9 protein-coding genes are annotated in these 12,859 nt (G+C 45.8%); 6 read left to right on the forward strand and 3 right to left on the reverse strand.

Translation table 11 applies throughout. From position 1 onward, the window contains the following. Positions 1–12: 12 nt before the first annotated feature. Complete coding sequence (locus A3EU_RS0114235) at positions 13–816, reverse strand: enoyl-ACP reductase FabI (RefSeq protein ID WP_020536850.1); 804 nt, start codon at positions 814–816, stop codon at positions 13–15. 238 nt (positions 817–1,054) lie between these two features. Here A3EU_RS0114235 and A3EU_RS30495 point away from each other — a divergent pair, with 238 nt between their 5' ends. After that, complete coding sequence (locus A3EU_RS30495; protein ID WP_020536851.1) at positions 1,055–3,346, forward strand: glycoside hydrolase family 2 protein; 2,292 nt, start codon at positions 1,055–1,057, stop codon at positions 3,344–3,346. 152 nt (positions 3,347–3,498) lie between these two features. Here the strand turns inward: A3EU_RS30495 and A3EU_RS0114245 are convergent, their stop codons facing one another. Further along, a complete protein-coding gene (locus A3EU_RS0114245) occupies positions 3,499–3,879 on the reverse strand; it encodes an START-like domain-containing protein (protein ID WP_020536852.1) in 381 nt (126 codons plus the stop codon). 426 nt (positions 3,880–4,305) lie between these two features. Here A3EU_RS0114245 and A3EU_RS0114250 point away from each other — a divergent pair, with 426 nt between their 5' ends. Further along, a complete protein-coding gene (locus A3EU_RS0114250; RefSeq protein WP_020536853.1) occupies positions 4,306–5,175 on the forward strand; it encodes a sigma-70 family RNA polymerase sigma factor in 870 nt (289 codons plus the stop codon). A gap of 98 nt (positions 5,176–5,273) precedes the next feature. Here the strand turns inward: A3EU_RS0114250 and A3EU_RS0114255 are convergent, their stop codons facing one another. Continuing rightward, entirely contained in the window at positions 5,274–6,551 is a 1,278-nt protein-coding gene (locus A3EU_RS0114255; protein WP_020536854.1) for a glucose-1-phosphate adenylyltransferase, read from the reverse strand. A gap of 213 nt (positions 6,552–6,764) precedes the next feature. On the opposite strand from A3EU_RS0114255, the gene A3EU_RS0114260 reads away from it, so the two are divergent. The 4 genes from A3EU_RS0114260 to A3EU_RS0114280 all read left to right on the forward strand — a co-directional run bounded on the left by A3EU_RS0114260 (position 6,765) and on the right by A3EU_RS0114280 (position 12,577). After that, positions 6,765–8,459 (forward strand): T9SS type A sorting domain-containing protein, encoded by a 1,695-nt coding sequence (locus tag A3EU_RS0114260; RefSeq protein WP_156825770.1) that lies wholly within the window; start codon positions 6,765–6,767, stop codon positions 8,457–8,459. 100 nt (positions 8,460–8,559) lie between these two features. Further along, positions 8,560–10,257: a DUF6909 family protein gene (locus tag A3EU_RS0114265; RefSeq protein WP_020536856.1), complete on the forward strand. Its 1,698-nt coding sequence runs from the start codon at positions 8,560–8,562 to the stop codon at positions 10,255–10,257. 16 nt (positions 10,258–10,273) lie between these two features. Further along, positions 10,274–10,849, forward strand: a complete 576-nt coding sequence (locus A3EU_RS0114270) for a GNAT family N-acetyltransferase (RefSeq protein WP_020536857.1) — start codon at positions 10,274–10,276, stop codon at positions 10,847–10,849. Between the two features lie 795 nt (positions 10,850–11,644). Then, entirely contained in the window at positions 11,645–12,577 is a 933-nt protein-coding gene (locus tag A3EU_RS0114280) for a hypothetical protein (protein ID WP_020536859.1), read from the forward strand. The last annotated feature ends 282 nt before the right edge of the window (positions 12,578–12,859 follow it).

Here is a 12,859-nt window from a genome sequence, read left to right on the forward strand (position 1 = left end):
ACCTCCTTTGGGCTAGCCTTCCAGCAGTGCTGGATTCATTCCCATATTAGAGAACCCTCCATCATGGAAGAGATTCTGCATCGTAACATAGCGACTCAAGTCACTAAATAACTGTATACAATAGTCTGCACATGACTCGGCGGGCGCATTGCCCAGCGGAGACATTTTGTCAGCGTAGTTGAAAAACTCTCCAAAACCTTTTACGCCTTGTCCGGCAGTCGTCATGGTTGGAGATTGGCTGATGGTATTCACACGTACCTTATTGCGGGTACCGAAGTGATAACCGAAACTACGCGCAAAACTTTCCAAAAGCGCTTTGCTTTCCGCCATTTCGCTGTAATCAGGGAAGGTCCGTTGTGCAGCAATGTAGGTGAGGGCCAAAACGGAACCCCAGTCATTCATCGCGTCCTTTTGCCAGAGCACCTGCATCATCTTATGGAAAGAGATGGCAGAAACATCAAAAGTCTTCATCATCCAGTCGTGCTTCAGGTCAGTATAGTCACGACCTTTACGAACATTCACGGACATGCCAATAGAGTGAAGGACAAAGTCGAGCTTGCCACCCAAGTGTTCCTGACTTTTGGTGACGAGGTTTTCCAAGTCTTCCATACTCGTCGCATCGGCAGGGATGATTTCAGCATTGAGTTTCTCTGCCAATTCATTGATTTTGCCAAAGCGCATAGCAACAGGGGCGTTGGTAAGGACAATTTGTGCTCCTTCTTCTACACAACGCTCTGCGACTTTCCAGGCGATGGATTGCTCGTCGAGTGCTCCGGAAATGATACCACGCTTGCCGGCTAACAGATTATTTGCCATAGGTTACCCAATTTTGAGTTGAGAATTTAGCTAAGAGCTTTTAAAAGGATTTCATCTGGAGGGAATCCAAATTTTCTTTTAGCTCTAAAATTCAAAATATTTTATCTAAGAATCTGATTTCTTGTCTGGCAAAGATAATTAATCTTAGGACTTGTATCTTGCCACCATGAACCGACTATCCTTTCTTTTACGATCAGCAGGACTTTTTTTTTCGCTCCTGCTAATAAGCCAAATCCTTATGGGGCAAGAAGTATTACGCGAGCCATTGAGTACGGGTTGGACCGTGAAATCTACCGACTTTTCAACGGCGGAGGAGCTTTCAACGCCAGTGCCAGGCACCGTGCAGGAGGTGCTGAGTCGGTCGGGCCTGTTGCCTGACCCCTATTATGGTACCAATGAAACAGAGGTGCAGTGGGTAGGAGAACGCAATTGGGAGTACAATCTTGTTTTTACGCCAGAAGCCTTTGATTCCCAGCGGGTATACCGACTAAATTTCAGAGGTTTGGATACTTATGCAAAAGTCTACCTGAACGATAGCCTGATCCTGACGGCTGACAATATGTTTCGTTCCTGGCAGGTACCCGTTACGTCTTTGTTGAAAGCAGGAACCAACCATTTGCGGGTAGCTTTTACGGCCCCATTGGAAGCATTAGCAGCAACCATTCAAAACCTTCCTTACGCACTGAATAAAACGTCTGTTAATGATACTGGTGACCCCCGGATGGCTAATTTTGCCCGCAAGGCGCAGTTTCAATTTGGCTGGGATTGGGGCCTTCGTTTAGTTACACAAGGGATTTGGCGGCCTGTTTATCTCGAAAGTTGGGAGCATGCCCGACTAGAAGAGGTTCAGTATTTTCAGGAAGAGGTAGAAACTGCTCGGGCACGAATGGGCATTCGTGCTGCCATCGATCGCCGCAGCCCAGGCGCTTATGAGCTGCGATTGCGCGACATGAACACTGGTCGTCTTTTAGCAAAACGAGGGTTGACGAAGACCGAGCAAGAGGTCTACTTCAACTTCCAGATTGATCAGCCTCGCTTGTGGTGGCCCAATGGCCATGGCGAAGCTCACCGTTACCACCTAAGTTTGGAGCTATGGAAGGATGGTGAGAAACTGGATGAGCAGGAAAAGAAAATTGGTATCCGTACAGTTGAGTTGGTTCAACGCCCTGACAGCTACGGCACCAGCTTTTATTTTAAAATCAATGGTCGACCCGTTTTTACAAAAGGAGCCAGCTATATCCCACAGGATGCCATACTGACACGAGTTACTGCACAGCAGAAGACGGATTTACTCGTGCAGGCACAAAATGCCCATTTTAACCTTATCCGCGTTTGGGGTGGAGGTATTTATGAAGACGAGCACTTTTATGATCAGTGTGATTCGTTAGGGCTGATGGTGTGGCAAGATTTTATGTTTGCCTGTGCCGCTTATCCGGCAAACCCTGCGTTTTTGGCCAATGTAGAAGCTGAGGTCAGAGAAAACGTTCGCCGTTTGCGCAATCATCCCAGTATCATCACCTGGTGCGGTAACAATGAAGTGGATTTAGCGATGCGCAACTGGGGCTGGCAAAAAAAATACGATATCAAAGGGGAAGATGAACAGGATATGTATAACAATTACACCAAAATATTCCAGGAACTAATCCCGGAGGTACTAGCAGAGACAGACCCCGAGCGACCTTATTCGCATACAACTCCCTTGAGTTCTTCTTATAAAATAGCAGAACGCGGGCACAATACCTTGCACTATTGGGGCGTATGGCACGGGCCAGATGACTTTACGGGCTACGAAACCAAAGTTGGACGCTATATGAATGAGTATGGCTTTCAGTCGTTCCCTGATATGGAAACCATCGCCAGCTTTGCAGATAGCAGCCAGTGGTCATTAGATAGTCCGGTGATGGCACACCATCAGAAGAGCTATATCGGCAATGGCTTGATTGGCAAGTTCACAGAACAGTACGGAGAGCCCGCTTCTGATTTTCCGGCTTTTGTAGAACAATCACAACAGGTGCAATACGAAGGTATACGCAGGGCTATCCTGGCGCACCGTTTGCGTTATGGCTATTGCATGGGCACGACTTTTTGGCAATTGAATGATTGCTGGCCGGCACCTTCATGGTCAGCAATTGACTATTATGGTCGGCCAAAGGTCTTGTTTGATGAATTGCCTAACCTGTATGCACCCATTGTGGCGGCAGCAGTGGGTGATGAAAAAGATCCACAGTTGGCTGTGATTTCGGATTATCCGGGCGGTACAGAAGTGAGTTTACGTTGGGCAAAACGTAAAGTAGGGAGTACGGGAGTATTGGAAAGTGGCGAAAAGCAAGTATTGGTACTACGTGCAGGAACCCAACTGATGATACCACCGGCAGGAATGGTTCCTGAAAAGAAGGAAGAAACCGAGATTCAGCTGTTTGTTAGGGACGAAAGGATGTCTGTTTTCAAATGGTCAGGCCGACAATTACCTATCCGTCTGCCAGAGGAAGAAGACTGGCAAAAATTTCCTGAATTACTAAAAGAGGATTAGGGATGAGGAAATAAATAATCTACGCAAAATTTGCAGGTAGATGTGTAGATTATTTTTTGCGAACTCCCCCTGAAGAGGATTGAAAAAAATATCGATATCTAGGGAAGCATGGTGCTTCCATTGCAAAACCATTGCCGAGAATAGCAATTAGCCTACCCTCCAGTAACTCCTCGTAGGGCTTTCATTTGAGTCTCCCAGAGCTGCTTCTGGTCCTCTACTTCATCGTCATCACAATAATCAGTGATTACGAGAATTGTTTCTCCTGTTACGGGAGAGCGAGCCATATTGAATTCCAGGTACTCTCTTTCATCATCGGCATCTTCCCAGTGGAAACGAAGTAGTTCGTTCTCGAGGTCTTCAATAAGTTCAGCTTCTTCTTCCGCACCGTTCCATTCAAAGGTGTACATACGTCCATTTATATGGACTTGGTCACAAAACCAACGGATCAGGCAGTCAGGTGTGCTAAGAAACTGATATAAAATGGCCGGAGATGCGCGAAAGATAAATTCTTTCGAAAATTTTACTCTCTCCATAGTTAAGGCATGGTTTAGTGAGAAAAAAATTCTCACAAATAATTAATGCGAATCTGTGAATCGATTCGGCACAATAAAAGAGAAAGCAGCCATTTTTCCAAATCTTTACTGGCATTAAGTGGAAAAATTCCACATAGAGGTACTTACACAACTATTCTATTAATCAGTTTGTTACTAGAAAGCAAACAATAATATCGGCTAGAAGCTTGACAATTAGCTGTTTTGCACGTATTTTTGCGCTTGGATTTCATTAAAATATTATTTTTTATAATTTATATGATGGTTACTCAAATATTCCGAATCTCTTCCTGCATGATGGGGATAAGTGAAGTTGCCATAGTCAAATAAGTAAATCCGAGCGTAAATCCGGCTTGTAATCAGCACAAGGCGGGTTTTTTATTTTCGACAATCAAAGAGGCTAAATAAATGAGACAGCTTAAGATCACAAAATCCATTACGAACCGCGAAAGTCAGTCACTGGAGAAGTACCTCCAGGAGATCGGTAAGGTGGATTTGTTGACACCAGAAGAAGAGGTGGAATTAGCTAAGCGGATCAAGCAAGGTGATCAAGCTGCTTTGGAAAAATTGACCAAAGCCAACTTGCGTTTTGTGGTCTCGGTAGCTAAACAATACCAAAACCAAGGTCTATCATTAAGTGACTTGATTAACGAAGGAAACCTGGGGTTAATCAAAGCGGCTCAACGTTTTGATGAAACGCGTGGTTTCAAGTTTATCTCCTACGCCGTTTGGTGGATTCGCCAATCGATCCTGCAAGCACTTGCTGAGCAATCGCGGATCGTTCGTTTACCATTAAACAAGGTCGGCTCTCTTAATAAAATTAATAAAGCGTTTTCCGAACTCGAGCAAGAGTACGAGCGTGAGCCATCTCCTGAAGAGTTGGCGGATCAATTGGAAATTTCTACCGAAGAAGTAGAAACGACGCTTGGTGTTGCTGCTCGCCACGTATCTATGGATGCACCTTTTGTAGAAGGGGAAGACAACAGCTTGTTGGACGTGCTTGAAAATACGGCCACTCCTGGCACCGATGCTGCATTGGAGTACAGAGAATCATTGCGCCGTGAAATTGAGCGTTCTTTATCAACGCTGACCGATCGCCAGTGTGATGTGATCAAGTTGTACTTCGGTATTGGTGTTGAGCACCCAATGTCGTTGGAGGATATTGGTGACAAGTTTGGTCTTACTCGTGAGCGGGTTCGCCAAATCAAGGACAAGGCAATCAATAAGCTTCGTTCTGCTAATCGTAGCAAGCTCCTCAAGCACTATTTGGGCGCTTAATTTGATGAAACCAAAGGTTTTACAAGAAAAAATCCCGTCGATGTTTACATCGACGGGATTTTTTATGTGGTATAGCTTGAGATACTATTTTACAAGCACTAACTCTGCAAGCCTATTCTTGTGCCAGATGGTATGGTCGACCCTTTGCGGGTAACGATAATACCTCCCCGGATCATATAGGTTGGCGTTTCTGTATCTTCAAGGGAAGTGCTACCATGAATTCGGACATTATCACCAATGCGGCAATCTTTGTCAATAATCGCATTTCGGATGTAGCAATTGGCACCAATACCCATCGCTGGCGTATCACCAAGCTCCTCAATCTCGGCTATAGTTTCATAATAGTCATTACCCATGATGATAGCGTTGGATATCTCCGTATCAGTCCCGATACGAGAGCGCAAGCCTATGATGGCATGATCTATCTGCTTCGCATTAACGATACACCCTTCAGCGATAATGGCTTGATTGAAGAAAGTGCCGAATATTTTGGAAGGTGCCAGCATCCGCGGGCGGGTATAAATTTGCTCTTCGTTATCGAACATATTGAAAGCCGGAACGGGGTCCGTCAGCGCAATATTAGCATCAAAGAAAGAACGGATTGTACCAATATCTTCCCAGTAGCCATCATAAGAGTAGCTAGCTACCCGAAACTTATTATTAATGGCATAAGGAATAATTTCTTTACCAAAATCTGTAGCGTCAGGATTTTCATCGAAGAGCCGCTCAAGGAAGGTCTTGGAAAAGATATAAATCCCCATGGAAGCCATCCAGTTTTTTCCTTGTGAGGTATATTTATCGGGTAGGGGAGAAGTCCAGTCTGAAAGAATATCAGCAGATGGTTTCTCTACAAAGCTTTCGATCATCTGGTTGTCATCCTGCTTGAGGATACCAAAACCAGGCGCGTCTTTATCATTAACGGGAATAGTGGCAATGGTTAAATCCGCTTTCTTGTCAAGATGGTACTGAGCAAATTCAGCCAAGTCCATCTGGTAAAGCTGATCCCCGGAAAGAATCATTACGTAATCGTGGTCGTGATTACGGAGGTGGTGCATACTTTGGCGTACTGCATCGGCAGTTCCCTGAAACCAGCTATCACTATTTTGAGTCTGTTCAGCTGCCAGGATATCTACAAAGCCATGACTGAAAGAGTCAAAGTTATAGGTATTCTTAATGTGCTGATTAAGCGAGGCACTATTGTACTGCGTAAGGACAAACATCCGACGGATACCGGAGTTGAGGCAGTTGGATATTGGAATGTCAATAAGGCGGTATTTACCGCCTATGGGTACTGCTGGTTTGGAACGTTGTTCTGTAAGTGGGAATAAGCGAGTACCGGCACCACCGCCGAGGATAAGACTGATTACTTTGATCATAGTTTACTAAATCGTATGGCTTTATACCCCAAAGCTTGGGGATGGAAAAGTAGGTTTAATAGATTTTGAGGCTAAAAGTTAGAAAAAATGTGGTGTATTATCCCTTTGGAGCTTTATTATTTTGTCAAATATTCCAATTTCTTAAGACTGTTTTAATATTTGGCCTATTCTCTTGCTATCTTTATTGTTATTACATCAGTTAGCGCTCTCATCATGCAAAAAACACTAAACCTTATACTTTTTCTCTGTGCCTTCTCTATCCAGGCGCAAGACATCAACCTGACAATAGGTGAGCACCTCTATAGCTATGTAAATGACGTTCTTCCTCTTGAAAACGGCGACTGGCTGGTAGTCGCGGATGTTTCGGATATTGATAATGGCTACGAGATAAGGCCGCGTTTATTACGTATATCAGATGAGAATAGCATTGAATGGTCGGTTACGCTACCTCCTTCTTATTTTGATTACAGTACGATCGCGCTGCGTTACGATTCCTTACTGCAGCAGTGTTATGTGATTCATCGGAGGAACGAATGTGATTTGATTGGCCCTGATGTTATTTATGCTTTCGATATGGATGGTAATCTTTTGTGGACAGATAGCCCAGAAGCAGAATTTATTATAAGCTTAGATAATTCATCGTCAACGATAGCGATGGTTCCTGGAGAAGGTTTGTTTTTACTAGGGGATGGGAGTTTTTCTACTGCTGCCCTTCGGTTTAAGGATGCATCAGGTACATTCGTCAGGGAGTACTCCATTGATGGCCCAGTTTTTAGTGGCGTTTACTATTGGCGAGAAGATACGCTACTGTTGACGCGGGAGAACCGCTTGCTATACGCTACTTATGATGATGAATCAATGAATGTTTTTTCGGAGCAAGTACTTACAGATGATTATATTCAGACGCTTCATATACTAAACGATAGTGTTATCTACAGCCAATATTATAATACCGTTACGCGGTTTGACTACTTGACCAACAATGGTGAATTCCTGGCAGACACTACGGTAGAAGTACCTACTACTGGTTTTATATATGATCTTTATTTTGATGATAGCGTGATGTTGGCAGCAGGAGAACAAAGTGTTTTTACCTATACCCATGATCTCCGCGAACGCACGGAGCACCAATTAAACATTCCCGGTACACAAATTTATGGTGCAGCCCTTAATGATCAGGATTTGGTTGTTTATGGGAATACGGTGGTCGCTGATAACGATTGGCTTTACCCTCGCGAAGGCTTTCTCTATAGTCTATCCGACGAACCACCGTTGAACCGAGATTTGGAACTTACCTATATCTCGTCTACGGGAGTCATCCGGGAGGAAGCTTCTTTTGGGGGGTATATTTCTACTTTTGACAGTATTCGAGCTACAGTATACAATGCTGGGATGGATACCGTATCCTCCCTGCATGTGAAAATCCAAAAAAAGGCGAGTTCTTTTATTTGCCCAGGTTTTATTGGTCTTAACGAATCCTTTCAAGATCTACAATTATTACCGGGTGACAGCATCTCGCTCTTTTTAGGATCGCTGACGGGCTACAACGTACTCAACAATACGCTTTGCGCGTGGGTAGGCACGGAGGCATCATCATTGGAGACGGATTTTACCAACAATACAAGCTGTACAGAGGTAGATATTATAAATGTTGTGGATACACCCTCCTCCTTGCCGAGTTTGAGTGTTTACCCAAATCCTACGGGTGATTTTCTGTATTTCAATAATACGGATCAATGGCAATATTACCACCTCTTCGATGCTCGTGGGGTATTGCTCCGACAGGCGTTCCTGCCCACGGGCGAGGTCACAGTACAGTTGGGGTTAGCTGATTTGCCAGTGGGCTTATATCACCTGGTATTGGACGGGCCAGAGGGTCGTGCCCAAACGCGGGTGGTGAAGGAGTAAGCCGTTCGCTAGCGAGACAGGATCGTAAGGTTATTGAGGGATTTTAGAGGTTGTTGGGAAATAAGATTGTAAATTTACACTCCAAAATTATGCTATTTCTATGTCATTACCCATCCCTAACCGCAACCGTGCCCAGATTAGTCGGGCAGCTATTGAACGCCTTTATATTGCGATGCGTCACCTTTTTATTCGGGGTAGCTATAAGCCATTGGGGGTATCAGGAGAGGCTATGATTGAGGCGTTGAGAGAACTGCGCCCAGAGATTTACGGTAGTGTTAATGAGCCGGAGCGGGTAGAGTTGAATGGTTTGTTTTACATCTTCCAACGTTTGCCGAAAGGCATTGAAGAGTGCCGGTTTGTAAAGCTGATCTCTCGCGAAGGGTACGAACAGACAGACTTCACGCCCATTGTTCCTCCTGCTCGTCGACGGAATGCTTACAGGATCGACAAAGAAGAGATGTACATTGAAATGACGCGAGGCCGTAGCGACATCTACGATATCCTCACGCATCTTACCTTCATGTATATTGAATCTGAAAAAATTCGAACTAATAGCGAAAACCACCGAGGAGAGAAGCGACGGGAGTGGAATATGTTGGAAGAGATTGTCAAACGGGAAGAGGCCGGCGAAGAATATAACCGTGAGGTAGCTTACACCTATTTGAGTACCTTGCTGGGGAGAACCTATCAAGAGACGATTACTGCTTGTGAGCGCTTTGATAATGATCCTAACGTAAATAGCATTTTTCATATCACTTATTGGCTGGGTTGCCTATCCTCCCAAGAAGATCACGATAAGAAAGATCGTGAGATCAGTTTCTCTAGTACCTTGCGGGATATGGTTGGCCACCATTTGCATGGAAGCCGCTGGGCACATGCCATAAAGGAGGCTCTACATGAACACAACATGAATGGTCGTCCGCTACACATCATCAGTGCAAACTTGCACAGTGTGATGAATTGCCTGTACGCCGAAGCAGCACTGCCCAAGGAAGCAGCAAAGTATCCAACCAAGGAGTTGTTTCAGCTTTTGAGTTTGCCAGAAAACGGCAAGCTGCGGCAGCGTGTCACAGATTATGCCAGACAGCACGGAATGGTACAGTTGGATGATACCAGTGGTACCAATATTTCGGTACAGTTTTTTGATCTATCTAAAATAAAAAAAGCACCTCGTTCATTAGAGTGGAAGCTGCCAGAAAAGAAAGAGGAGGTGCCCGTGGTTTTTGTGATGGACTACGCTTTTGGCGAACAAGCCTACGAAACGATGGATGAACTCCTTCGCCCTCATGAGACGGTCGATTACCACCATGATCTTCCGGTAGCGTCTGTCAATATAATGGGGAAAGCAGGCATTCTGGAAGGAGGGAAAGGAGATATTATGGTGCCTTCCGCCCATGTTTTTGAAGGTACGGCTGACAATTACCCCTTTAAGAATGACCTTTGTAAGGACGATTTTGAAAACGACTTGGGGATAGGTGTTTTGGAGGGGTTGATGATTACCGTTTTAGGAACGAGCCTCCAGAATCGAGATATATTGCGTTACTTTCGGAAATCGTCATGGCAAGCGATTGGTTTGGAGATGGAAGGGGCCCATTATCAAAAAGCGATCCAGGCAGCAAGTAAAATTCGACATAGTGTGAATGAAGACGTAGTTTTACGTTACGCCTACTACGCATCTGATAACCCGCTGGAAACAGGGTCGACGTTGGCCAGTGGTAGCTTGGGCTTGAGCGGAGTGGCTCCAACTTATATGATTACCCGTGTGTTCTTAAACAAAATTCTGGCTGCTAGTCGCTAGTATAAAATCATTATTCATGCGCCCTGATCTTTTTGGTATTGACACCGCTATAATTACTACCCGAACGCTGACGCGCCGCCTGCGTGAAGGAGATGGGCTGGAGTTTTATGATTTGATTCAAGAGAATTCCAGTTATATAGAGGATCATTTTCCCATTCTCGTAGAGCTGATCCGTACGCCGGAAGAAGGAGAAGAGTTTGCAAGGCGGTCATTGGCCAAATGGCTGCTTCAGGAAGAGTTCACCTTTGGGATCTGGCGCGTCGATGAGGCAGATATGATTGGTTATCTGCACTTTCGCAACATCGACTGGCAGACTCCTCGTGCTGAAATCAGCTATTTCCTCCATCAGGATCAGGCAGGTAAAGGACTGATGACAGAGGTGATGTCGCGTATGATTCAGTTTTCTTTCAAGCAGCTTCAGCTCAATAAATTGGTACTTAAAACCTTGGTAGATAATTACAATAGCCAACGCCTGGCCCGTAAGGTAGGTTTCCGCCGCGAGGGCGACCTGCGCCACGAATACCGCAAAGCCTCCGGCGCCCTGCTGGATGTGATGCTGTTTGGATTGACGCGGGAGGAGTATGGGCTGTAGGGCCTAGCAGGAAAGAGATTGTATGCTGACCGACGCTATCCAAATATTAACACTGATTTTAATCATCCTCTAAGGTTTTTGACCTCTTCATTTCTTATCTTTACAGAAGTGAGACAGCTAATTGTCATATTAACTTTACTGTGCCTTGTGGCGCAGGTGCTTACGGTACCTTTTCTAGNTTTTCAACTGGAAAGCCAGCGAGAAGAAGTGGCTGTGCCGATGTGTGTCAACAAGGATGCACCGGAGATGGCCTGTTTTGGTAGCTGTTTTATTAGTCAACAATTAACCGAAGCTTTTGAGCAGCAACAGCAACAACCTGGTGCTACGCCAGAAGCTGCCAGCCTTTGGCAAATCCCTCCTTTTTCTACCCCTGTACAAGAACATTGGCAACTGAATGCACCAGCTATGTTCACCCCTGTTGTGGCGCCCTCTGACGACGACTGGGAGGAGCACCAATATGTACACCCCCAGTGGCATCCGCCCCGAGCGTAATTCCTTTCTTGTCTTTCTATTGAATTTAAGAGCATGTTCGAGGTCGTTTGACTTTGCTCGTACAGCCTGAGTTAGGTATCATCAATACGTTGATATCGGAAGGTTTTGATATATAGGTTTTGTAGAAAGGCAAATAATCAACTCAATCAAGTTTCTTGTTCTGATGAGCTAGTGCTGCTTCTTTCTTCCGTAGGAAAAGGAGAGATTAGGTCGAGGACAGTTAGCGGAAATATTCGTAAAACAGAGGATGGTAAACCACCCCTTGTTTCAACGAGTTTGTCTGCTATTAGATCAGTAATTATTATGCGGACGATTATCTTTTTGCTGCTCCTGTTGGGAGTGGGCAACCTACCTCAGCTTGCAGCCTGTGAGGCTTGTGGGTGTAGCATTATGTTTTGGGAAATGGGGCTTACCCCTCGTTTTCAGTCGCACCAGCTTAGTATGGGGTGGAACCATCAGCGGTTTACGTCCTATAGCAGCCTGGAAGCTAAAGCGCTTGGGCAGATTGGGAGTGAAGAATATTTTCAACAACTGGACTTACAGCTACAGTTGCGGTTGCACGATCGCTGGCGGCTGAGTGTGGCCTTGCCTTATGCTTTTCTGCAACGCGAGATAGCAGGCGAGACCTGGAACCTCGATGGATGGAGCGACCCTAGTGTACTGCTACAATACGTAGTGCTGGATCAGGAAAACAAGAAGCGTACGGAATGGCGTCACCGGCTGAGTGCTGGTGTGGGAGCTAAGCTACCGTGGGGCCAGCAAGCCAAACTACCAGAGGAAGACAACACCCAGGTCAACTTTCGTTTGGGAACAGGTAGCCTCGATGGTATGGCCTACCTACAATATGTGCTGCGCCGTGGAGACTGGGGCCTGAGTGCTGATGTGTTAGCCAGCCGTAACGGAGAAAATGAGGAAGACTACCGCTATGGCCACCGCTGGAGTGGGCACCTGACGGTGTTTAACGTAATAGCAAGCGGTAAGCTGGGAATTATGCCTAGTCTGGGCTTGTACCGGGAGACGGCTGCGGAGGATGTACAGCGCGGTTACTACCGGAGCCATACCGGCGGGCAGTACACCTTTGGGCAACTGGGACTACAGGTGTTTTTTCCGGCATTCAGTACGACCTTGCGTTATCAGCACCCGCTGGAGCAAAAATGGGCGGAAGGACTGACGGAAGCAGGTGGCAGAATGACGGTGCAGTTTACTTACTTTTTTGGAGGAAAGCCCCTTGGATGATGCTCGGCCTAGTGCTGTGCAAGGGTGGCCCCGCCCAAAGCGGGGGCAGACAGCGACTCGATTAAATCGGGGTCGCTGGCCAAGCGACTAGCGCGCCCTGGAACATAACGCCCGACCGAAGGGAGGGAGGCCCCAAAAGGTGGTAAGAGCCTGTTTGAAATTCCCTCAATCGGCTGCGCTTGCCAAATTTTGCGCTGCTTTACGTTAAAAATGCTCGCCGATGCTTCCGGCATCGACTCCACTTTTTGCCTTAATCAGCATAAAATTTGGTGGCACTCGCTC

It is taken from the genome of Lewinella cohaerens DSM 23179 (assembly GCF_000379805.1).
GTDB classification, from domain to species: Bacteria; Bacteroidota; Bacteroidia; order Chitinophagales; family Saprospiraceae; genus Lewinella; species Lewinella cohaerens.